Source organism: Actinoplanes sp. CA-252034 (genome assembly GCF_050956125.1).
Lineage (GTDB): Bacteria > Actinomycetota > Actinomycetes > Mycobacteriales > Micromonosporaceae > Actinoplanes.
This window is the reverse complement of record NZ_CP191846.1, coordinates 7,345,717-7,367,882: the sequence shown is the minus strand read 5'-3', so window position 1 is coordinate 7,367,882 and position 22,166 is coordinate 7,345,717. Positions and strand designations below refer to the sequence as shown.

Annotated in this window: 15 protein-coding genes and 2 pseudogenes; 6 read left to right on the top strand and 11 right to left on the bottom strand. The window is 72.0% G+C overall.

Features of this window, described 5'->3' with window-relative positions; genetic code table 11:
- Positions 1-11: 11 nt before the first annotated feature.
- The 4 genes and pseudogenes from ACQPZW_RS33470 to ACQPZW_RS33455 form a co-directional block, all read right to left on the bottom strand.
- Positions 12-3,493, bottom strand: a pseudogene (locus tag ACQPZW_RS33470) (ATP-binding cassette domain-containing protein).
- 102 nt (positions 3,494-3,595) lie between these two features.
- Positions 3,596-4,495, bottom strand: a complete 900-nt coding sequence (locus tag ACQPZW_RS33465) for a phosphotransferase family protein (RefSeq protein ID WP_433790007.1) — start codon at positions 4,493-4,495, stop codon at positions 3,596-3,598.
- A 90-nt stretch (positions 4,496-4,585) separates the two neighbouring features.
- Positions 4,586-5,767 (bottom strand): metallophosphoesterase, encoded by a 1,182-nt coding sequence (locus tag ACQPZW_RS33460; protein ID WP_433790006.1) that lies wholly within the window; start codon positions 5,765-5,767, stop codon positions 4,586-4,588.
- Between the two features lie 58 nt (positions 5,768-5,825).
- Positions 5,826-6,500 (bottom strand): nucleoside/nucleotide kinase family protein, encoded by a 675-nt coding sequence (locus tag ACQPZW_RS33455; protein WP_433790005.1) that lies wholly within the window; start codon positions 6,498-6,500, stop codon positions 5,826-5,828.
- Positions 6,501-6,636: 136 nt separating this feature from the next.
- On the opposite strand from ACQPZW_RS33455, the gene ACQPZW_RS33450 reads away from it, so the two are divergent.
- Positions 6,637-7,533 carry a ScyD/ScyE family protein gene (locus ACQPZW_RS33450; protein ID WP_433790004.1) on the top strand — a complete coding sequence of 299 codons (897 nt, stop codon included), beginning with the start codon at positions 6,637-6,639 and terminating at the stop codon, positions 7,531-7,533.
- Positions 7,534-7,705: 172 nt separating this feature from the next.
- On the opposite strand, the gene ACQPZW_RS33445 is transcribed toward ACQPZW_RS33450, so the two are convergent.
- Complete coding sequence (locus tag ACQPZW_RS33445; protein WP_433790003.1) at positions 7,706-8,368, bottom strand: hypothetical protein; 663 nt, start codon at positions 8,366-8,368, stop codon at positions 7,706-7,708.
- Between the two features lie 238 nt (positions 8,369-8,606).
- Between ACQPZW_RS33445 and ACQPZW_RS33440 the strand changes: the two genes are divergently transcribed.
- Entirely contained in the window at positions 8,607-9,410 is an 804-nt protein-coding gene (locus ACQPZW_RS33440) for a polysaccharide deacetylase family protein (protein ID WP_433790002.1), read from the top strand.
- Complete coding sequence (locus tag ACQPZW_RS33435) at positions 9,407-10,465, top strand: glycoside hydrolase family 26 protein (protein WP_433790001.1); 1,059 nt, start codon at positions 9,407-9,409, stop codon at positions 10,463-10,465. The genes ACQPZW_RS33440 and ACQPZW_RS33435 overlap by 4 nt, the downstream gene beginning before the upstream one ends.
- Here the strand turns inward: ACQPZW_RS33435 and ACQPZW_RS33430 are convergent.
- Genes ACQPZW_RS33430 through ACQPZW_RS33405 form a run of 6 tightly spaced genes read right to left on the bottom strand, consistent with a single transcriptional unit; the run spans position 10,455 to position 18,025 of the window.
- Positions 10,455-11,531, bottom strand: coding sequence for a glycoside hydrolase family 26 protein (locus tag ACQPZW_RS33430; protein WP_433790000.1), 1,077 nt, complete (start codon positions 11,529-11,531; stop codon positions 10,455-10,457). The two genes, ACQPZW_RS33435 and ACQPZW_RS33430, sit on opposite strands and share 11 nt — an antisense overlap.
- A 24-nt stretch (positions 11,532-11,555) precedes the next feature.
- Positions 11,556-12,332: a DUF1616 domain-containing protein gene (locus tag ACQPZW_RS33425; RefSeq protein ID WP_433789999.1), complete on the bottom strand. Its 777-nt coding sequence runs from the start codon at positions 12,330-12,332 to the stop codon at positions 11,556-11,558.
- Positions 12,329-14,728: a hypothetical protein gene (locus ACQPZW_RS33420; RefSeq protein WP_433789998.1), complete on the bottom strand. Its 2,400-nt coding sequence runs from the start codon at positions 14,726-14,728 to the stop codon at positions 12,329-12,331. Before ACQPZW_RS33420 ends, ACQPZW_RS33425 begins: the two co-directional genes overlap by 4 nt.
- Positions 14,729-14,780: 52 nt before the next feature.
- Entirely contained in the window at positions 14,781-16,103 is a 1,323-nt protein-coding gene (locus ACQPZW_RS33415; RefSeq protein WP_433789997.1) for a glycosyltransferase family 2 protein, read from the bottom strand.
- The gene (locus ACQPZW_RS33410; protein ID WP_433789996.1) at positions 16,100-17,062 is read right to left on the bottom strand and encodes a glycosyltransferase family 2 protein; all 963 of its coding nucleotides are present in this window, start codon (positions 17,060-17,062) and stop codon (positions 16,100-16,102) included. The genes ACQPZW_RS33415 and ACQPZW_RS33410 overlap by 4 nt, the downstream gene beginning before the upstream one ends.
- 33 nt (positions 17,063-17,095) lie before the next feature.
- Positions 17,096-18,025 (bottom strand): glycosyltransferase family 2 protein, encoded by a 930-nt coding sequence (locus ACQPZW_RS33405; protein ID WP_433789995.1) that lies wholly within the window; start codon positions 18,023-18,025, stop codon positions 17,096-17,098.
- Positions 18,026-18,885: 860 nt separating this feature from the next.
- Between ACQPZW_RS33405 and ACQPZW_RS33400 the strand changes: the two genes are divergently transcribed.
- The 3 genes and pseudogenes from ACQPZW_RS33400 to ACQPZW_RS33390 all read left to right on the top strand — a co-directional run bounded on the left by ACQPZW_RS33400 (position 18,886) and on the right by ACQPZW_RS33390 (position 22,048).
- Positions 18,886-19,821: a sulfotransferase family protein gene (locus tag ACQPZW_RS33400; protein ID WP_433789994.1), complete on the top strand. Its 936-nt coding sequence runs from the start codon at positions 18,886-18,888 to the stop codon at positions 19,819-19,821.
- 67 nt (positions 19,822-19,888) lie between these two features.
- Positions 19,889-20,800: a hypothetical protein gene (locus ACQPZW_RS33395; protein WP_433789993.1), complete on the top strand. Its 912-nt coding sequence runs from the start codon at positions 19,889-19,891 to the stop codon at positions 20,798-20,800.
- A gap of 268 nt (positions 20,801-21,068) precedes the next feature.
- A pseudogene (locus tag ACQPZW_RS33390) lies at positions 21,069-22,048 on the top strand (serine/threonine-protein kinase).
- Positions 22,049-22,166: the final 118 nt, after the last annotated feature.

Genomic DNA, 22,166 nt, shown 5'->3' with positions numbered 1-22,166 from the left:
CAACCTAGCCGTCAGCCGGCCAGGTGACCCCAGCGGTCGGCCAGGTCGTCCCAGGTTCCCTGGTCCTCGACGCGGCCGCCGATCAGCACGACCACCCGGTCGGCCTGGGCCAGGGCGGCCCGTTTCGAGGTCGAGCCGACCACGGTCACCCCGTGCGAGCGCAGCGCCCGCCACAGCTCCAGCTCGGTCGTCACGTCGAGCGCGGACGAGACGTCGTCGGCGATCAACAGCTCGGTCCGCGGCGCCAGGGCCGGGCCAGGGCCAGCCGCTGCAGCTGGCCACCGGAGAGCCGGGTGCCCTTGTGCCCGATCAGCAGTTGCAGGCCACCACCGGCGGCGGCCAGGTCGTGCTCGAGCTGCGCCACCGACACCGCGTCGGCCGCGTCCACCTCGTGTCCGAGCTGGATGTTGTCGGCCACCGTCCCGGACAGCACCCGCGGCAGCTGGGCCACGTAACCCACCTGGTTCGGCCGCAGGAACACCTCCGGCTCGTTCACCGGGTCACCGTTCCAGAGCAGCTCGCCGGTGTGGTGCACGATGCCGGCGAGCGCCCGCAGCAGCGACGACTTGCCGGAGCCGACCGGGCCGAGGACGAGCACCAGTTGTCCGCGTTCGACGGTGAGGTCGACCTCGCGTACCCCCACCGCTCCGTTCTCGTGCACCGCGCTGAAGCCGGACAGCTCCAGCGTGCGCAGCGGGTTGCGCGGCGCCGTCGGCGGGGCGGGCGCCGTGCCGGCCGAGATGTCCACCCCGGAGATCTCCGCCGAGTACTCCGACGTGCCGGTCATCGCGGCCGTCCGGTTCGTCCACACCCGCGCCGACGGGAAGTGCGACACCAGCGACGCCGTCGTCCACGCGAACCAGCGGGCCGCGCCGAGCACCGACACCGCGATCAGCGCCGCCGCCGGCGTCAGGTGACCGCCCAGGTAGAGCGCCCACGCCGCGATCGGCAGCAGACCGCTCGCGATCGACGGCGTGGACCGTGCCCACACCTGGATCGCGATCTCCCGGCGCTGCAGCTCGCTGCGGTCGGCGTCGAGGTCGGCCAGATGCGTCAGCACCGGGCCGGTCGCGCCGGCCAGCTTCACCGTGCGCACCGCCGACAGCGACGACACCAGCGACGTCGCGAACGCCGCCCGCGCCGCCACCGTCCGGCGGGCCGCCTTCTCCAGTCGCGGACCGAACAGCGTGGCCGCCAGCCCGGACAGCACCATCGTCCCGGCGAAGAACAGCCCCGGCACGATCGACTGGGAGAAGATCGTCATCGATGCCAGCGCGAACAGCGCGACGGTGTTGTCGATGACGTTGTCGGCCAGCTGCACCACCCGCTCGGTGTCACCGCCCTGCGCCACGACCTCGGCCGGGGTGTGCTTGCTGACCCGGCGGGGGCCGATCTGTCCGTGCAGCAGCCGCAGGCTGATCCGCAGCATCTGCCGGACCCACCACTCCGGGAACCAGGCCCCGGTGTAGTAGAGCGACGGGATCAGCGCCAGCAGGCCGACCGCGATGCCCAGGGCCGGCAGCAGCGGGTTGCCCATGCCGTCGACGACGTTCGTCCACAGCAGCGGCAGGATCGCGCCGTCGAAACCGAGCAGCACCAGGCCCACGAAGAACACGCAGGCGCCCAGGCCGTACCGCTTGTCGTTGGTCGCCAGCCGGACGATCTCGCGCATCGTGCGGGAGCGCGGGGGCTCCGGCAGCGCCGGCGGCTCCACCGTGGGCAGTGGGTTGGTCAGCGCGTCCGGGCCCAGCTCGTCGCGCATCCCGGCGTCCCAGTCGCGCTCGGCCAGCAGGACCCCGCCGGCGGCCGGCGGAGCGGCGGGCACCGCGAGGTTGCTGCTCGCCATCAGTTCGGCGAAGCGGCGCGACTCGCGCAGCGGGCCCTGCTCCAGGACCTCGCCGTCGGCCAGCACCACGACCTCGTCGCAGCGCTGCACCGACGACAGCCGGTGCGCCACGATCACGCCGATCCGGCCGTCCAGCAGCCGGTCGGTGGCTCGCTGCACCCACGACTCGGTGACCGGGTCCATCCGGGCGGTCGCCTCGTCGAGGATCACCACCTGCGGGTCCCGGACCAGGATCCGGGCGAAGGCCACCAGCTGCTCCTGCCCGGCCGACAGCTTGTAGCCGCCCTCGCCGAGCTTCGTCTCCAGACCGTCCGGCAGGCCGGCGACCCACGCGCTCAGGCCCAGCTCGTCCAGCGCCGCCCCGGCCCGCGGCTGCAGGTCACGGTCGAACAGTGCGATGTTCTCGGCGAGCGTGCCGGCGAGGATCTCGGTGCGCTGCGGGACGATCGCGGTCCGCCGGCGCAGCGCTTCGACGCCGATGTCGTTGATGTCGATGCCGCCCAGGAAGACCGTTCCGCGGGGCACGTCGACCGCCCGGGTCAGGATCTTGGCCAGGGTGGACTTGCCGGATCCGGTACGGCCGATCAGCGCGTACGACCGGCCGCGTGCGAAGGTCACGCTGACACCGCGCAGCGCCGGCGGCCGGCTGCTGTCCGACTCGCCGTAGCGGAAGGTCAGGTCGCGCACCACCAGGTCACCGTCGACCGGGTCCACACCGTCGACCGGCTCCTGCGGCACCTCGGCCAGCAGGCGCACCCGGCCCCAGGCGCCGAGCGCGTTCTGCATCTCCGGCACCATCCGGGTCAGGTGCTCGAGGGTGCCGCCGAAGCCGAGCGCGAGCAGCCAGACCGCGGTCAGCCGGGCCGCGTCGATGTGGCCGTTCATCAGCGCCCAGGCGCCCCCGACCACCAGCGCGGCGATCAGGGCGCGGCTGATCCCGCCGGCGGTCATGGTCACCTTCGCCGACATCCGCCACACCCGGCGGCCACGGCGCAGGACCTCGGCCGAGCGCTGGGCGTAGAGGCGGCGGACGTACGGCGCGGCGAGGCTCGTACGCACGTCGTCCTGTCCGTGGATGGCCTCCTCCATCACCGCGGCCAGGTCGGACCAGGCCTCCTCCTCGGCGATGCGGACCGGGCCGATCCGCTGGACCGGTTTGTTCATCACCACGAACAGCAGCGACGCCACCACGATCATCGCGATCGCGGCCGGCCACCACACGAAGAGCGTGGTCACCACCGAGAGGGTGGCCACCGCCAGCGACTGGGCCAGGCGCACACCACTGCCGCGAAGCTCGGCGCCGACCTGGTAGACGTCGGAGTCGATCCGGTCGAGCAACTCGCCGACCGGGGTGTTCTCCAGGGTCGGGATGTCCTGGCCGAACGCTCGGCGGTTGAGGTCGCGGCGGGTACGGGCCGCCCAGTCGGCGGTCAGTTTCGCCACCACCAGGCCGACCACCACGTCACTGAGCACCGACGCGACCAGACCCACGGCCAGCAGGGTGAACAGCGGGGCGGAGCGATCGACCAGCACCGGGCCGGCCAGGGCTAAGGAGCCCGCCGAACCGGACGCGCCGATGACTATCAGGAACGCGACGAGCGCGGTGCGACTTCGGCTCGTGGCCCACAGGTCGCGAAGCAGACGCATGAAGAATCCTCAGGGCGCGAAGGGGAAGGCGGTTCACCCATCCTGCTCGGCCCATAGAGCACGGCTCAACAGGTTTATTCCCGACAATCCACCCGGGGAGGATCAGTCGACAGTGGACTTCTGCCAGGTCCGCCGGTCGATGACCTCGTGAAGTTGCTCCCATCGGGTCTCGAGCAATCCTCCGTGCCCGGCCGGGTCGGTCACCGCCAGGCGCACATCGGCGGCCAGATGGCTCACGTGCCGGATCTCGCACTCGGCGCGCAGCACGTCCGCCGGGATGCCCGTCGCGCCGGCGACCACGTCCAGGACCGCCGCCCGATGCGGTCCGCTGTCCGCGATGACGAAGAACCAGTCGTCCATCGGGTCGCCGAACCGGGCCCACTCGAAGTCGAGTAGCGCGGTGATCCGGCCGTCCGCCGCCAGCCAGTTGCCCCAGTGACAGTCCGCGTGCACCGGGACCGTCGCCCGGACGTGCTCCGGTGCGCCCTCGGCCAGCGCGAGGAGTCCGTCGACCAGGGCGGGCGACGCGGCGGCGGCGATGGCGTCGATCTCGGCGATCAGCGCGGTACGCCCGGCGAAACCACCGTGGTCGAGCGACTGCCGCAGCACCCGCCCGGCGTCCTCGGGCGGAGCCCAGTCGTGCAGGATGCGCAGTCGCCGCACCGCCTGCTCGGCCAGGTCGCGTGCGGTCGCCTCGCCGGCGCCGGGCAGGCCCATGCCGGGAGCCTCCCCGGGCATCCGGGCGTAGCAGGCGAACCGCACCGAACCGTCGCCCGCCGGGTGCACGCCACTGTCGAGCAGCGGCGCCGTGACCCCGGCCGGCAGATGCGGCGCCAGCGCGATCTCTCGTTCCAGCCGCGGATGCCGCCCCGCCTCGATGACCTTCACGACCACGTCAGCGCCGACATACACCTGATGGGAGAGGCTGTCGGCCCCTGTCATCGGTCCCGGGTCGCGGCCCAGGGCGGCGGTGGCGATCTCGCGGGCGAGGTGTCGTGTCAACGGCTATCCCTGGGGTCGGTAGTCGATCGCCTGGAGGGACCAGTTGTTGCCGTCCGGGTCGCGGAAGTGGACGAACCGGCCACCTGACCGTTATAGGCCCGACCGCAGCGTCAGCAGCGTGATCTCGCTGGGCGCGAAGATCCGGAAGGGCGGCCCCCAGAACCCGGTGCCCCGGCTCGTGTAGAGCTGGGTCCGCTCCGAGTGCCGGGACAGGCCCTGCAGGCTCGGCTGGTCGGTGAGGACCAGGTAGTGGAACGGCCACATCTGCCCGCCGTGGGTGTGGCCGGACAACTGCAGGTCGATGCCGTGCGCCACCGCGTCCTTGATCTGCTGCGGCTGGTGGGCGAGCAGCAGGACCGGGAGGTCCGGGTCGGCGCCGGCCAGGGCGGCCTCGTGGTCGGTCCGGTGGCCGGGCAGGCCGGAGCCCCCCGCGGTACGGTCGTCGACCCCCGCCACCACCAGCGAGTCCCCGCCGCGGGTGACCACGACGTGCCGGTTGTGCAGGGTCTCCCAGCCGAGGTGCTCCATGTGCTCGACCCAGCCCTGGGCGCCGCTGTGATACTCGTGGTTGCCGGTGACGTAGACCCGCGCGAACCGTGCCTCGACGTCGCCGAGCGGGGCCGCCATCTCGAGTCGCTGCTCGACCAGGCCGTCGGCGATGTCGCCGGTGTGCGCCACGATGTCGGCGTCGAGTGAGTTGACGACCTCGGTGACGCCCCGCGACCAGCGCGAACGATCGATCGGTCCGTAGTGGGTGTCGGTGATCAGCACGACCTTGAGCCCGTCGAGCCCGCGACCGAGCCGGGGAATCGTCACGTCCACCCGCCGCACCCGGGAGACCCGCATCGCCTCGGTGTGACCCCAGAGCAGCAGGCCCGCGGAGATCACCACGACGCCGGCCGACACCACCCGCGAGCGGACCGGGTCGTCGACGCCGAGGGCGAGCAGCAGCACGCCGGCGAGCTGGCCGATCAGCGACCAGGTGAACAGCACCCAGATCACGCCGAGCAGGGTGTCGGCGATCCGGGACTCGCGGTCACGGTGGCCGCCGTGCCCGCGGAACATCAGGTAGGGGAAACCGGCCGCGACCCCGAGGAACAGCAGCGTCCCGGCGACGAAGGCCGGCAGCGGCCAGTCGTTGCCGGACCACACGAGAGTCGCCCACGGCACGCCGAACAGCAGCGACAGCACCGCGACCAGGACCAGACCGAAACGCGCGAACCGTGGACCGCGCCTGCGCGGCTCGGTCTCGACCGCCTCACCCACCGACATGACGGCAAGCATGCCACCGCGCGGCGCCGAAATCCGAAAGCCGTTACTCAGCCCACTCTCAGGCCGGCTCTCCCCGGAGGCCGACGGCCAGCGCCGCGTAGTCCACGATCAGGTCGGCCCGCTCACGGGACGCGGCGATCACCTCGGCGTTCCGCTCGTCGGTGCCGGTCGCCCAGGCCGCCGCGGCCGCCGGCTCCTTGCCGAACCGCACGTGCCGCTCGATCAGCCGCCGGAGCCGCTCCTCGTTCTCCAGGTCCGCGTACCACACTTCGGTCAGCAGCTCCCGTACCGGCGTCCATCGAGGCTGGTCGAGCAGCAGGTAGTTGCCCTCGGTGATGATCAGCCGGGTCGCCCGGGGAACCCCGATGCTCCCGGCGACGGGCTGTTCGATCACCCGCTCGAACCCGGGCGCGTAGATCATCTCGTCGCGGTCCTCGAGGAGCCGCCGCAGCAGTGCCGCGTATCCGTACGCGTCGAAGGTGTCCGGTGCGCCCTTGCGGTCGCGCAGCCCCAGCCGGTCCAGCTCGACGTCGGCCAGGTGGAAGCCGTCCATCGGCACGTGCGCCACCCAGTCCGCCCCGAGCCCCGGCGGCGGATCGGCGGACAGGGCCCCGACCAGCTCGACCGCCAGAGTGGTCTTGCCGGCGGCGGGCGGTCCGGCTATGCCGAGCACGGCCCGCCGCCCGTCCTCGGCGAGCCCTCGGGCGCGGGACACCAGTGCGGCGAACGTCATGCCGCGACCGTACCGGTCACCCGGCCGGGGGTCGGATCTCCGACTCACCACCCCCTTGAGCCGTTCGGGCGATATGCGCCCCATGGGCGTTCCGCCGAGCCTGTCCGAGGGAGAGGCGACTACACGGGGGTTCTAGTTGGTCACGATCCGTTCATATCTTGCTGTCCTCGGTCTGCTGATCGCCGGTCCCGCCGACCCGGGACTGCCGCTGCCGGGCCGGCCGTCGGTCGAGATCGTCGCCCGCGGTCTGGACAATCCGCGCGGCCTGGCCTTCGGCGGGCGCGGCGAGCTCTTCGTCGCCGAGGCGGGGCGGGGTGGTCCGGCTTGCCGTCCGACCGTGGAGGGCGGCTCGGTCTGCTCCGGAGTGACCGGGGCGATCACCGTGGTCGAGTTCGGACGGCAGTGGCGGATCCGCTCCGGCCTGCCGTCGGAGGCGTCGCCGGCCGGCACCGGCGCGACCGGCCCGTCGGACGTGACGATCGGCGCGGACGGCGAGCCGCTGCACACCGCCACCTCCGAGCCGTGCGGCCTCTACCGCGACACGAACCTGCTGACCGCGGTCCCGGCGCCGGTGGCGGTCGCGGGCACGGCGGTCCTCGACGCCCGCCGCCGGGCGCTGGTGCGGCTCACGCCACGCGGGCGGGTCCAGACGATCGCCACGTTCGAGGGCCCGGCGGGGCCGAGCTCGGTCACCGTGGGCCCGGACGGCGCCTGGTACGTCGGGGAGAGGTTCGATCCCTCAGCGGTACGGTCGTCCGCCGCCCGCATCTGGCGGGTGGAGCCCGGCCGCGCGCCCACTGTCTGGGCGTCCGGGTTCACCGGCGTCGTCGACCTGGCGTGGGGCCCCGACAACCGTCTCCACGTCCTGGAGGAGGGTGCCCTGACCAGCATCGACGCGTCCGGCAAGCGCCGGTCGACCGCCACGGCGGCCCTGCACGACCCGGGCGGCCTGGCGATCCGTGGCGGTCACGCCTACGTCTCCACCTGCAGCACCTGCAAGGACACCGGTGCGGTCCTGCGCATCCGCCTCTGACTGACGGGTGTGGGTGCGACGGGTGGTCGTCAGCGTTGTCTCGGGGCTGGTGAGACAACGCTGACGACCACCCGGTGACCCGGCGCCTCCGCCCGTGAGGCGCGGTGGCGGCGTGAGGGCCGCCCGCGTCGCGTGGTAGCCACGTGACCCGGCGTAGGCCGTACCGAATCGGTCAGGGTTTGTTGCGCAGGCCGAGCCGGAGGCCGGCGACGCCCGCGGGGGAGAGTGGCCGCGCGGTGGCCCGCGCGAGGTCCTCGTGAATGGCGTCGGGCAGTTCGTCGCCGAGGGCGCACAGCGCCGGGAAGAGGTCGAGGACCTGCCGGTGGCTGAGGGCTCCGACCCCGATGAGCAGGCCGTTCAGGGCGGTGGGGCTCTGGGTGAGGCTGATGCACAGCTCCTGGCGCCAGGCCGGATCGTGCACGTGGTCGGGGAACTCGCGGGCGATCCGGTTGCCGGAGGGCGCGCGCAGGCCGCCGAGCGCGGTCTGCCGGAAGCGGGCGACGCTCGGGGCGAGCCGGCAGGCGATGCCGAGGCGGCGGGCCAGTTGCGGGACGGTGAGCACGTCGAGGCCGGAAGCGCACCGCTCGCAGAGGCGCTCGTAGGTCTGCGAGTGGATCACCGAAGCCGGGCGCTGGCAGGCGCCGTCGAGGCCGCATATCGGGTCGAGTATCACCTCGGTGAGGGTGCCCTCGTGGTCGAAGCGGCCGACCGCGAAGTAGGTCGCCGGGGCGGTGCGGTAGTGGGCCAGCGCGGCACGGGCGCTGGCGTAGCCGTCGGGGTCCACGCCGATGCGTGGGACGCCGCTTTCGGTGTGCAACTGAATGAGGCGGAACATGGTGCGCGCTCCCGGGGTTTAGAGCGGTTTCGGTGTTGCCCTCCGATACGTCTCCGGTTGGCCTTCGGTTCACATATCACTTTGAGTAATGATCGTGTGACGCCGTTTGCGCTGGCTGGGGACGTGGAGGGCCTCGGACATTACTGGCTGTAGTGTGAAAAGGCCAGAGGTCCAGTCGAAAGGAGGACCCGACGAGGCGGTCACAGCGGGTAACTTTGGCCGTCGGAAAGTCAAGATCATGGGGGAGGACGCGGTGAGCACGCTGCCCGCGCTGATGTACCACTCGGTCTCTCGCGTCGACGGGCCGCTCCGGGACCTCGCGGTGCCGCCGGACCGACTGACCGAGCAGCTCGACGCCCTGAGCGCGGCCGGTTACCGGCTGGTGGGGCTGACCGAGGCGCTCGACCTGCTGGCGGCCGGCAGCACCGAGCGGATGGTCGCGCTCACCTTCGACGACGGCTACCGCGACTTCCTCACCGCCGGTGTCCCGGCGCTGCGCAAGGCCGGTGCGGGCGCCACCCTCTACGCCTCCGTCGGCCACCTCGGTGGTCACGCCGGCTGGCTCGGCCGGTACGCATCCGACTTCGGCCCGATGATGACCTGGGACGAGCTGGACGAGGTCGCCGCGGCGGGGATCGAGATCGGCAACCACAGCCTCGTGCACCACCCGCTCGACGTGCTGTCGGCGACCCAGCTCCGCGAGGAGGTGGTGAGCAGCCGCGACCAGCTCGAACAACGTCTGCAGCGGCGGGTCCGGTCGTTCGCCTACCCGCACGGCTACAACAGCGCCCTCGTCCGCCGGGTCGTCGAGCGCTCCGGCCACGACAACGCCACCGAGGTCGGCCGCCGTCCGCACACCCCGTCCGAGCGGCGGTTCGCGGTGCCCCGCTTCCAGCCCACCCCGGACCACACCGGAGCCGACCTGGTCGCCCTCGTCGCCCGGACCACCGCGACACCGGCCGCCCGGCTGCGGCAGTGTGCCCAGCCGGGCTGGCGGATGGTCCGCAGGCTGGCCCGCAAGGCCGGCCGGGAGCTCACGTGACCGGCGGCCACCGGCGTCCCGAGGAGGGTGTCACCCGGCGTGGGCTGCTCGGCCTGGCCGGGCTCGGCGCGGCGTCGTCGGCAGGGGTCTTCGGCATGTGGCGGGCCGCGTCCCGGGAGGCGCCGCTCGCGGTCAGCGGCACCCCGACGAGCACCCCCGCGCCTGTCCCGTCGGCGACCCCGTCGCCGTTCGCCGATGCCGGTGAGAGACTCGGCGGAACCGTGCCGTTCATCGCCGGGAAGGCGATGCTCGGCTCCTACCTGGGCCTGGACGGGATGACCTACCCGGACGCGGTGAAGCTGCGCCGCGAGCAGATCGGCCGCGACCAGCGGATCACCCACGTCTTCTACGCGTGGGAGGACAAGCTGCCCGCCCGGATCGAGGGGAAGCCGAAGAAGTCGGTCCCGATGGTGTCCTGGCGTGGCCCCGAGTACACCGAGATCCTCGGCGGCGACGCCGACGAGCTGATCGCCGCGGCCGCCCGCCGGATCCGTGACCTGGACCAGCCCACCCTGCTGCGCTGGGGCTGGGAGATGAACGGCGACTGGTACCGGTGGGGCGGGGCCAGGAACGACCAGGACACCGACGGGTACGTCAAGTGCTTCCGGAAGCTGCGGAAGATCTTCGACGACGAGGGCGCCGACAACGTGTCGTGGGTGTGGAGCCCCAACTGGAACTCCAGCCCGAAGGCGGACTGGAACAGGATCGACGCCTACTACCCGGGCGACGACCACGTCGACTGGGTGGGCGTCTCCGGCTACAACCTGCACAGGGAGTCGCCCGAGACGCTGTTCGACCCGATCTACGCCAAATACTCTCCCCGCAAGCCGATCATGATCACCGAGGTCGGGTCGAAGGACTACGGCGGCACGACCAAGGCGGACTGGATCCGGCAGCTCAGCGCCTACGTGGAGCAGCGGCCGGCGATCGGCGGGGTGGTCTGGTTCGACACCGACACCCACCCCAGCTATCCCGAGCACTGGCGGCTCGACTCGCTGCCGGACGCGGCCGCCGCATACCGGGAGATGGCCGGGAACCCGCGGTTCAGCGGCTGAACAGCTCCCGGTACGCCTCGGAGGAGCCGGGGTTCGGCAGGCAGTCCGGGTCGTCCGGCCGCAGGATCGCCGACTGGGAGACGGTGCCGTCACATCGCTGGAACCACGCCTCGTACGCCAGGTCCGGGGCGTGGTCGGCGAACCACTGGTGCATCCACCGCACGAAGTCGGGGTTGTCCTTGCCGGCGTCCCCGGTCGGCATCACACCCCACTCGCCGACCGAGAACGGCTTGCCGTGCGCGCGGGCGAACGCGAACAGCCAGTCCAGGCCCTCCGGAGCCGCCGCCGTGCGATCGAAATCGGCCTTGGTCGGCGACCACGGGTGATGGTCGTAGTTGTCGATGCCGATCACGTCGACGTACTCGTCACCCGGGTAGCAGTTGGTGCTCGAGCCGCCGCACAGATCGGCCGGAGTGTTGTGCGCGTTGATCGTCCAGTCGAGGACGACCAGCGGGTTCGCCGATCGGAGCGCCGTCGCGGCCCTGCGGTAGCAGCCGATGTAGGCGGTCGCGTCCAGGCCGCGCCAGGCCATCGACGACTCGTTCATCTCCCAGCCCAGCCGCACCACCGAGTCGCCGCGCCCGTGCTGGGCCATCAGCGTCCCGAAGTCGCGCCAGTGCTGGTCGTAGTCGCCGTTCGCGCAGTCCTCGATCAGGGCCTCGCCCTTGTCGGGCACCAGCGACTGGGAGATCACCAGGACGCCGTCGAAGCCGGCGAACGACTCGAACACCCACGCCGAGCCGCGTGTCATCGACGTGTAGTCGGTGCGGTCGGTGTAGGTCTGCGCCATCCCGCACGGTCGCCCGCGGTCGGTGCAGAACGCGGTCACCGACGCGGTGTCGAGCAGGGGGAAGCCGTTCACCCCGGACAACCCGTTCGGGCCGGGCCAGGCACCCGCCTCCCGGGGGAGCGCGATCCGGGCGCGGGCGGACCGGGGATCGGCCGGCGCCCGTGCCGACGCCGAGACCGACGCCGACGGTTGCGGCGCGGGCTCCTCGGCGGCCGGGGTGCAGCCGGCGGCCAGCAGCACGATCACGGCCGCGGCCGGCCGGCGGCGAGACGGCATCCGGGCGACTCCAGGTCTGCGCTGCTAGGGGACTGCGGCGATGATCAGCGTACGGAACGCGGCCGCCTCGCCACCGCGGAACAGGCCGACCGTCACCCGCTGATCGCCCGGCACGCTGATCTGCCCGGACCAGTCGCCGTCACCGTCCGGCGTCACCTCCTGCCGGCCCACCTCCACCCCGGCCGGATCGCTGAGCACCATGGTCCACTCACCGGCGGCCAGGCCGGTCGCCGCCACCCGCACGGCCCGGTTGCCGTCGGCGTCGACCGGCCCGGGCGGCTGTGCCGACAGGGTGCTGACCGGCACATCGTGGGTGTGGACCGAGTCGGCGTACGACCACACGCCCGCCCCGGCGACCAGCAGCACCGCCAGGGCCAGCGGCAGCACGTCCCGGATCAGCCGCTCCTGGACGCTCTTCGCCGGCCCCGCGGCGCGCTCCCCGCCCGGCGCCGCCGGTTCGGCCCGCAGCGTCCGGTAGTAGGCGGCACCGGCCGCGATCAGCGTGGTCACCGCGCACACCAGGGTCCAGCTGGTCCGGTTGAGGTGGCCGCCGGCGGCCCAGAGGATCAGGCCGCCGAGCACCAGCACGGCCAGGCTCAGCGCCGGCGCCAGCACGGCCCGCTCGACCACGCCGATGTCGCGCCGGCCGGGCCGGAAGATCGCCTCGCCGAGCGCGAACCCGGGCAGCACGAACGCGAGCAGGAGCCCACCCGGCAGCGACACCGGCAGCGGCCCGAGCTCGACGGCGACCGCCGCCGCGACCGTCAGGCCGGCCAGCGCCCCGGCGCGTACCGGATTCATGAGGCCTCCAGACGGTAGATCCGCACCACGCCGTTGTCGTAGACCCGCGACATCTCCGCGATCAGGTCGAACTTGCCCAACTGGGCCTCACTGAGCGGTTCGGTGATCCGCCCGGCCATCGGGTCGTCCTGGAAGTACGCGTTGTCCACCGGCACCGAGTCACCCAGCCGCCGGTCCACGACCAGGTAGCCGATCGCCAGTCGGCGGGCCGTCTCCTCCTCGGTCGCGGACCACCAGTCCGCCCAGTAGAGCGGGCCGACCTCACGAACCGGGTCGGTCCGGCCGTAAGTCGAGGAGAGCGCCACCGCGGTGATGTCGCCGCCGACCCTGGTGTGCGGCGGCAGGTTCTCCGCCTGCCAGTGAGCCGAGTCCACCCCGTAGGCGTCCACCGACCGCTCGTAGGCGGCCGGCATGTACGGCCCCGGCAGCAGCGCCGACACCGGCGGCCAGCCCCCGGTCCGCGCGCCGATCATGAGCAGGGTGAGAAGCGTGGTGCCGACGTACACCTGGTTGGTCAGGCGCCGCCCGGTGGTGATGGCGATTCCCGGAGGGGGCACGGAGAGCCAGCGCCGTCCGTTCTCGTCCTTGTCCGGGATGATCCGTACGGCGTGCACGATCGCGATCGCCGCGATGATCGACATCGGGACGTAGGTGAAGGTCGACAGCCGGCCGGCGATCTCCGGGCCGCCCGCGCCGAGGAACCGGGCCCCGTTGCCGGCGAAGAACACGGCACCGCCGACGAGCGCCGCCCACCGCCAGGTGTCCCGGTCCTTGCGCAGGATCATGTCCCGCGCCACCGCCAGGAACAGCACGAACAGACCCAGCAGGCCCAGGCCCTGCACCGCGAGCTGGGTGAGCGGAACCGGCTCGCTGGCGCCGGCCGGCTCGCCCCCGCCGCCGAACATCTGGCTCAGCGCGGTGGCCAGCCGCTGCACCGGCGCCTCCAGGTACGCGATCACGTCGCGCCCCACCAGCCCGATCCAGGCGCACACCACCGTCAGGGCCACGGCCGGCGGGATCAACGTCGCCCACGGCCGCGGCCGGTCCAGGGCCAGTTCCGTCACGGCGAGCAGCAGCAGCGTGGCGACCAGCGCGAACGCCGTCACGTGGTGGCTGACCGTCGTCATCGCGATGCCCACGACGGCCAGCGCCAGGAACCGCGGTCCGCCTCCGGTACGCCAGCGGCGGTGCGCCCAGACGGTCAGCATGAAGTACGGCAGCGCGGCGGTCGCGTACAGGAACATCGAATTGAAGAACAGGTAGTGCATGGCCGTCGCGTAGGTCACGCAGGCGACCCCGGCCATCGCCGGGGAGTTGCCGGCCCGCAGCACGGCGGCGAACAGCAGGCCCACGAAGACCAGGTGTGCGACGCCGGCCACGATGGTCCCGGCCGCGGTCACCGGCAGCCCGGTGAGCAGCGACAGCCCGGCGCCCATCTCGGCCAGTCCGGGGAAGTGCACGGCCGGCGGCAGGGCGTTGTTCGGCCGGAACAGGTCGCCGGACTCGGTGATCAGGGTGGTGGCCAGCCAGTGCTGCAGCTCGTCGGGGAACCGGAACTGGTCGGGGCTGTACATCCACTTGAGCATGTACTGGTTCGCGGCCAGGCCCATCACCAGCACGAACGACTCGCCCACCCCGGCCAGCCGGCTCAGCAGCCGGAACACCACGGGGGAGAAGACGATGATCTGACCGGTCCAGTAGGCGGCCATCGCCCAGCCGGCCTCGTGCCGGCCGCCGGCGTAGGCGAGCGCGACCAGGACCACGCCGAAGCTGGACACCGCGAGCACCCACGGCGCCCACCCCAGGGAGTAGACGTCACGTGGGCGGGGCTCCGGTTCGACGGGCAGCCGGAGGACGACGGTCTCGTCCCCGGGCTCCCTCGTCGCGGGCTGCGGCAGCGTGATGACGACGGTCTCTTCACCCGCCTGCTTGCGTACCGTGGTCAGGGCGCTGACGCCGGGTCTCGCCCTGGCGCCGGTCGGCGGCGCGGTGGGCAGGCGGATGACGACCGTGTCGTCGTTCGTCCTCCTACCAGCGGCGGCACTCAGGATGACGGTGTCGTCGCTCTGCTTCGCCGCCGGCTCGGCCGCCCTGAGGACGACCGTCTCCTCGCCCGGCGACGGTTTCTCGGCCGTGGCCGCCTCGTCAGGTCGCGATGACTCCTCGACCGACTCGGCGGGCGGCGCCTCTTCCGCCGGTTCGTCCTCGGCGGGCGGCGCCACTTCTGCCGTCTCGTCCTCGGCGGGCGGCGCCACTTCTGCCGTCTCGTCCTCGGCCGGCGGTGGCTCCACCCCCGTCTCGTCCTCGGCGGGCGGCGCCTCTTCCGCCGTCTCGTCCTCGGCGGTCACCGCCTCCTCCGGCGCCCCATCCTCGGCGGGCGTCGGCTGGTCCCCCATGAAAAGACCCTCCACAGTTCGGGTTCTCGGCGCGGGCTCCACCCGCGCCCGGTCAGCGGGCAGCGCGCAGTTTCGCCCGGGCCGCGCGGCGTCCTCGCAGGTACGCACCCGGTCCGGCCATCATCCCCCGCCGGTTGGCCGTGAGCAGCTCACGTGGGAAATCGGCCCGCAGAGTCGACACCCGCAGGCTGTCGGCGCCGGTGAGATCGCGCAGCGCCGTTGGGGCCAGCCGGATCAGCGGCCACAGCAGTCCCGGCCGTCCCAGCAGCAGTCCGGTGTACGCCGCGGTCAGCCCCGTGCCGTACCCGACCATCTGCTTGTGCAGGCCCTCGAAGTCGCGCCGGTGGAAGTGGTGGGTCACCGCGGTCGGCTGGTAGACGATCGTCCCGCCGGCCAGCAGCACCTGGGTGAACGCGAGGGTGTCCTCGGAGCCCATGGCCGGGGTGCCGGCCCCGAGCGCGGTGTCCCAGCCGCCGATCCGCTCGATCACGCCGGGCCGGAACGTCATGTTCGCGCCGGTGCCGAACGGCGGCAGCGGGTAGAGCGGGCTCTGCAGGTGCGCGGTGTGCGGGCCGAACGTGGCCGGACGGAAGCCACGGCCCTTGCTGTGCCCGCCGAACTGCTCGAACCAGACCTGCGCCCGGGTCTCCAGCTCAGCCGGCACGATCACACCGGAGATCACGTCGGCGTCCGGGTTGTCGACCAGCGCGCGCGCCACCTCGGCCAGCCAGTACCGGTCGGCCAGCTCGTCGTCGTCGAGCCACGCCACGATCTCGCCACGGGTGGCCGCCTCGGCGGTGTTGCGGGCGAACGACAGGCCCGCCTTCGGCTCCCGCAGGTACTCGATCGGGCCGCGACGGGCCGCCGACCGGACCACCTCGGCGGTCGCCTCGGTGGCCGGTGCGTTGTCGACGACCACGATCCGGGCCGGCAGGTGCACCTGGGCGAGCAGGCTGTCCAGGCAGCGGGCCAGCGCGCCGGGCCGCTCCCGGGTGCAGATCACCACGGTGATGTCCGGTGCCACGGCCAGCGCCGCGCGCCGGCTCGCCAGGAAGGTGGGCTCCCGGTCCGGGACGATCCCACCCGACGGCACCGGTGCGCCGTCGAGCCGGGGGCGCAGCACGTCGCCGAGCTCGGTGTCGATCGCCGCGGCCAGTGCCTCGGGGGACAGGCCGTGCTCCGGCACGTCGAGCATCAGGGTGCCGAGCGGCTCGGTGAACAGCCGGACCAGGGCCCAGGCCTGCTGGACCCGCCGGCCGTCGGGCGCGGTCGCGGCGATCGCCGGCAGCGGTTCGGCGATGTCGAGGTCGAGGACGACGGCCGGCAGGACGCCGGTGTCGTCGAGCCGCGGAGCGGCCGGGAATGTCGCGGTCACGGGGTGGCCTCCACCGGGGTACGACGGCCGAGCCGCCGGGAGCTGACGGTTTCGACGACGCCACCGAATCCGGCGGCGGCGACACCGGCGACCACACCGCCGGCGCGCAGGAAGTGGTCCGATCCACGGCCGGTCAGACCGGCTGCCAGGTGCCGGAACATCGCCCGGGGCAGCGACCACAGGTAGTTCTTCTCGGCGCCGAGGGCGTCGTTCTCGTGCAGGCCGGCCATCTGCACCTTGCCGCGGCCCTCGGCGTAGCAGCGGCGCACGAAGAAGCGGAAGCTGGCCCGCTCGGCCGGCACCTCGTGCTGGATGACCGCGCTCGGCACGTACATCCAGCGGCCCCCGCTGACCCTGCTCATGCGCAGGCACAGGTCGGTGTCCTCGGGCCGGTTACGGGACCCGAGCTTGCCGAAGCCCACCCGGAACCCGCCGGCCCGCTCGAAGGCGTCCTTGCGGACGATCATGTTGGCCGACCAGACGTTGCGGATCGGCGAGGTCCGCGTCGGCATCCCCTCGTACGAGCCACCGACCGCCCACAGGAACTCGGCGGGCATCCACCGTGGCGCCCGGCCCTGGAAGGCGGGCCGGATCGCGCCGCCGGTGCCGACCACGGAGGGGTCGGTGAACGGCTCGATCTGGCGGGCCAGCCAGTTCTCGTCGGCGATGATGTCGTCGTCCAGGAACGCGATCAGCGGCGTACGGGCGTGGAACGCGCCGGTGTTGCGGTTGCCGGAGACGCCCTGGGCGTACGCGTTCTGCAGGACCGTGATGCCGGGCAGCTCACGCTGGATCCGCTCGAACATCGCCGGGTTGTGGTCGACGACCACGACGATCTCGGCCGGCGTGTGGGTCTGTGACCGGGCCGAGGCGAGCACCCGGTTCAGGTACTCCCAGCGCACCTCGGAGTAGGTCGGGATGACGATGGTCGTGGCGAGGGGGGTGTTCAGGGGGTTCACGGGGGGAGGGCTCCTGTGGCTCGTCGCGTGCGGTCAGTCGTCGAGCGGGACTCGTGACCGGGCGGCCCGGTTGAGCGGCGCGGCCTCGCGGCGGGGATCGGTGGCGTGCCGGGGCGCGGCGGTGCGGACCTGCGACTGCGGCTTGGCGGCGGTCAGGCGCAGGCTCTCCACGAACGGGCGCAGGCCGCGCCGGCGACGGCCGTTCATCCGGCCGTACTCGCTGAAGATGGTCCGCAGCACCCGGAAGCCGTCGCGGAAGGTGTTGAGGTTGCTCTGCCCGAAGATCCGCTCGTGCTCGATGCTGCCGACCTCGCCGACCTTGAGCTTCTCGGCGACCGCCCGAATGTTGATCATCGTCTCGATCTCGAAGCCGTCGCCCCACAGCTTCTGGCCGCCGGCCGGGCGGGGCAGGTCCACGTCCGGCAGGTCCAGGGCCGGCACGACCGAGCGCCAGAAGGCGTTGTAGCCGTAGCACAGGTCGGTGAAGTGGGTCCGGAACAGGATGTTCACGACGAGGTTGAGGCCGTCGTTGCCGAGCTTGCGCAGCCGGGTGATGTCGTGGCTGTGACCGCCGTGGCTGAACCGGGAGCCCTTCACGAAGTGGTCGCCGCGGAGCAACTTCTCGACGAAGAGCGGGATCTCCGCCGGGTCGGTCGATCCGTCCGCGTCGATCATCACGATGATGTCGCCGGTGCAGGCCGCAAAACCGCAGGCCAGAGCGTTGCCCTTGCCGGTACGGGTCTGCTGCACGATCACCGCGTCCGGTCGGAGCTGCCGCGCCACCTCGACGGTGCGGTCCTTGGAGCCCCCGTCGACGACGACCACCTCGGTGATCATCGGCGGCAGCTTCGCGAAAACGTGGGGAAGGTTTCGCTCCTCATTCAGCGTCGGAATGACGACGCTTACTGTCGGTGACTGCAGTCGGTCACTGTCGGTGTTCGGATTCACGTGCGAGAACTCCATGTCGGTCCCTTCCGGGGGCGGCAATACGACCGGTGCGACGAGCGTCCCTGGCGGGATCTGCACGGCCGCTCGCTTCGAGTGATCAAACTAGCAACGGATTACGCAGCGTCAACAGTCTGCGAGGGCTGCGAGGGTCACAGTCACGTGAAGTGCCTGCTGATGAGGGTGTCCGCATCGTGAAGGTTCCTGCCTGATATCACTGTTAGTAATGGACATCGGTGGACTTGGCAGGGCGACGGGGAGCGCCGACGGCGAATACGCGAGATAACGGAGAAGTTCCTTAAATCCGGACAAGTCGGTTCAGTGACGATTTCTACGAGCCGGCACACGACAGTCACTCAATGTGACTGCGATCCTCCGGCCATGGTGAAGGCGTAGTTGCATTCGGTGAGCGCTAGCATCGATCTCATTGAGAGCGCGTGGCCTGCGTCGCTGTGAGCCGTTGGTGGAGTGATGGCGACTGAATCCGGACTCTGCGTCTGTGGGCACCCCTACCGGGCGCACGAGCACTACCGATCCGGCACTGAATGTGCCCTTTGCCCGACCGGCCGCTGCCGGCGATACCGCTCGACCGTGCCCTGGTGGCGGCGCCTGACCGGCCTCCGCCGTTCGGGGGAGCGGTGATCGTCCGGCGCTCGCCGGGTCGGCCGATGCGCCCCTCGGCCGCGCCGCCGGACCGGGGTCGACGGTTACCCGTCGGTTCGCTGTTTCTGGGCGTCCTCGCGGTCCGGAACGGGCATCATGGCCGAACGAGGTGTCCGCCACAGGGGCGAGCGGTGAGAGATGTCCGCCACGGAGGACGGTGCGAAATCCTAGTGGATCTGTAGGCTAAGTCTCACTTTTGAGCCGAGGGGATCCGCATGTCTCTTCCCGACTTCCTGATCGCCGGTGTGCCCAAAGCCGGGACCACCGCCCTGCACGCCGCGCTGACCGGTCACCCCGACCTCTACCTGTCGCCGGTCAAGGAGCCGAAGTTCTTCCTCTCCGACGGCCCGCCGCCCACCGTGGGCGGCCCCGGCGACGTGCAGACCTACCAGGAGCACATCTGGCGCCGCCCCGCCTACGAGAGGCTCTTCGCCGCGGCGCCGCCCGAAGCCCTCAAGGGCGAGGCCACACCCTTCTACCTGTACGACCTGAAGGCCCACGACCGCATCCAGGCGCTCATCCCGGACGTGAAGCTGATCATCCTGCTGCGCGACCCGGTCGACCGCGCCCACTCCAACTGGACCCATCTGTGGGTCGCCGGCCTCGAGGAGGAGGCTGACTTCCTCGCCGCCTGCCGCGCCGAGGAGTCGCGCAAGGCCCGACACTGGGCCGACTTCTGGCACTACATCGGGCTCGGGCTCTACGGCCGGCAGCTCCAGCACCTCTACCAGCGGTTCTCCCGTGACCAGGTGCTCCTACTGCGCTACCGCGACCTCAAGGACAACCCGGCCGAGACCCTCGACCGGGTCTGCTCCTTCCTGGGGGTGCGCACCGGCATCCTGACCGCCATCCCCAAGGAGAACGTCAACCGGCACTACGTCGAGGACAACGGGGTCAACCGGGTGCTGCGCGGGCTGCTGCGGGCCGGCGGTGACTTCGGGCATCGGTTCCCGGTGCCGCTGCGCCTGGCCGCCCGTGGTCCGCTGCTCACCCTGCTGCACCGTACGAAGGGGAACCGGCCGGTCACCACGCCCGAGGAGAGGGCCGCTCTGCTTCCCTACTTCTCCGAGGACATCGCCCTGTTGCAGGATGTCACCGGCGAACGGTACGACGACTGGCTCAGTCTCGACCGACACGCCAGAACCTCGTAAACCCTATATGCTCGATAGATGATGCAAACTTGACGGGTTCGTCGCCCGACTACCCAGGGGAGCCGCGTTGACCATCGGAACCACCGCTCTGCCACTGCCCGGCTGGGACGACGCCACCGTGGTGGTCGAGCCGCCCGGATCCGAGCCGGGCGCCTGGTCCGGCGCCCCCAGTACGGTTCACGCCGACGGGCACGTCTACCTGGCGTACCGTCTGCGGCTCCCGATCGGCGCCGGCCGCGGGATCGCCAACGTGGTGGCCCGCTCGGCCGACGGCCTCACGTTCACCGTCGTCGCCGAGATCAGCAAGGACCGGTTCGGCGCCGAGTCGCTCGAGCGGCCCGCGCTGGTCCGCACCCCCGGCGGGCGGTGGCGGCTCTACGTCAGTGCCGCCACCCCCGGCACCAAGCACTGGCGGGTCGACCTGATCGAGGCCGACACCCCGGAAGGGCTGGCCGACGCCGAGCCGCGCACCGTGCTGGCCGGTGACGAGACCGCCGGCGTCAAGGATCCGGTGCTGCACCACGACGAGCACGGGTGGCACCTGTGGGCGTCCGTGCACCCCCTCGACTCGTGGGACGACGCCGACCGGATGACCACCGAGTACGCCACCAGCCCCGACGGCGTCCACTGGACGTGGGTGCGGACCGCGCTGGCCGGGCGCCCCGGCGAATGGGACGCCCGCGGTGTGCGCGTCTCGTCGGTGGTCGTCGACGGCGACCGGATCATCGCCTCCTACGACGGCCGGGCCACGGCCGGGGAGAACTGGGAGGAGCGCACCGGCGTCGCCCACGGCGTGCGGCTGCCAGACGGCACGTTCGGGCAGCTCACCGCCGAGGAACGGGAGCCGGTCGGCAGCCCGCACGAGCCGCACGGCCTGCGCTACCTCAGCCTGGTCGCGCTGCCCGACGGCCGTCAGCGGCTCTACTACGAGGCCACCCGGCCGGACGGGGCGCACGATCTGCGTACCGAGTTGTTCTGACACAGAGTGATCGCCCGCGGGCACAGGATGATCACATGAGAGCGTGATCACCCCAGGTGGGGGCCGGTTCAGGGCCCTCCGGGGCGATGACCTAACGTCGTCGTCGACGTCAGGTGGGCGCGAAACACGGCCGCACTGTCGAGTGGCGGAGTCCCCACCCACAAGGTGACGGGCTCCGCCATTTCTCTGTCACGTGCGGGTGGGTGTTGTTTTGTGCCCGGCGCGGCCGGGTAACGGCAGCCCCTGAACACTGCGACAGGGGGTGCGGATGCGGACGCTCGGCGGCCGGTACCGACTGGTCAACCGGATCGGCCTGGGCGGCATGTCGGAGGTGTGGCGCGGTCACGACCGGGTCCTCGACCGCCCGGTCGCCGTCAAGATCATGCATCCGGCTGTGGAGGGCACCCTCGGCGAGACCGGGGTGGCTCTGGTCCGCGCCGAAGCCCGATCCGCGGCACGTCTGGCCCACCCCAACGTCGCCGGGGTGCACGACTTCGGGACCTCGCCCGGGGCCGAGCGCGAGGTGCCGTACATCGTGATGGAGCTGGTCGAAGGGCAGACCCTCAGCGAGCATCTCGCCGGGGGCCCGATCGACTGGCGCATCGGGGTGCGCATCTGCGCCGAGGTCGCGGCTGCCCTGGCCGCCGCCCACGCCGAGAACGTGGTGCACCGCGACATCAAACCGGCCAACATCATGCTCACCCCGTCCGGCGCGAAGGTCCTCGACTTCGGCATCGCCGCCATGGTCGGCTCGCCCGAGGTCGACCCGGACGGCCCGGTCATGGGCACCCCGCCTACATCGCCCCGGAACGCTTCGAGGGCCACCCGGCCACCCCGGCCGCCGACATGTTCGCCCTCGGCACCCTGCTCTACCACTGCCTCGCCGGCCGCCTGCCCTGGTCGGCGCGCACCCACACCGAGATGGTCGTGGCCCAGCGCTTCGCCGACCCCGAACCCCTGCCGCACCTGGAGTTCCTGCCGCCCGAGGTGCTCGACCTGTGCTCCCGCTGCCTGGCCCGGGACCCGGCCGAGCGTCCCACGGCGCTGGTCGCGGCTCTGCTGCTGGCCGAGGCCGTCGACGCCCGGGTGTACGTCCCACTGCGCGAGCTCGAACCGGCCGAGCGCCGCCCACCCACCGTCTCCCCGTGGGACGAGCGGGCCGCCGCCGCCCCGACCTCCGCCGTCGCCGCCGACCCGGCTCTGCCCTTCGGCGACGACACCGACCACGTCGGTCGCCATCGCGCCTGACCGGCGGACGGGCTTGGTTCTCCTCTTCGGTTACGGCACCCGACCGCGTCGGTCGCCTCGCGCCTGGCCGGCGAATACGAGAGTCTCAGGCGGCGCTCGAGTCTCCCGGGGCGCGGAG

What these genes read in the sequence shown, in the direction of transcription:
- ACQPZW_RS33460 (WP_433790006.1), bottom strand. Translation starts at nt 5,767, where the DNA reads ATGTCGGTGGGTGAGGCGGTCGAGACCGAGCCGCGCAGGCGCGGTCCA.
- ACQPZW_RS33455 (WP_433790005.1), bottom strand. Translation starts at nt 6,500, where the DNA reads ATGACGTTCGCCGCACTGGTGTCCCGCGCCCGAGGGCTCGCCGAGGAC.
- ACQPZW_RS33445 (WP_433790003.1), bottom strand. Translation starts at nt 8,368, where the DNA reads ATGTTCCGCCTCATTCAGTTGCACACCGAAAGCGGCGTCCCACGCATC.
- ACQPZW_RS33440 (WP_433790002.1), top strand. Translation starts at nt 8,607, where the DNA reads ATGGGGGAGGACGCGGTGAGCACGCTGCCCGCGCTGATGTACCACTCG.
- ACQPZW_RS33430 (WP_433790000.1), bottom strand. Translation starts at nt 11,531, where the DNA reads ATGCCGTCTCGCCGCCGGCCGGCCGCGGCCGTGATCGTGCTGCTGGCC.
- ACQPZW_RS33425 (WP_433789999.1), bottom strand. Translation starts at nt 12,332, where the DNA reads ATGAATCCGGTACGCGCCGGGGCGCTGGCCGGCCTGACGGTCGCGGCG.
- ACQPZW_RS33420 (WP_433789998.1), bottom strand. Translation starts at nt 14,728, where the DNA reads ATGGGGGACCAGCCGACGCCCGCCGAGGATGGGGCGCCGGAGGAGGCG.
- ACQPZW_RS33405 (WP_433789995.1), bottom strand. Translation starts at nt 18,025, where the DNA reads ATGGAGTTCTCGCACGTGAATCCGAACACCGACAGTGACCGACTGCAG.
- ACQPZW_RS33400 (WP_433789994.1), top strand. Translation starts at nt 18,886, where the DNA reads ATGTCTCTTCCCGACTTCCTGATCGCCGGTGTGCCCAAAGCCGGGACC.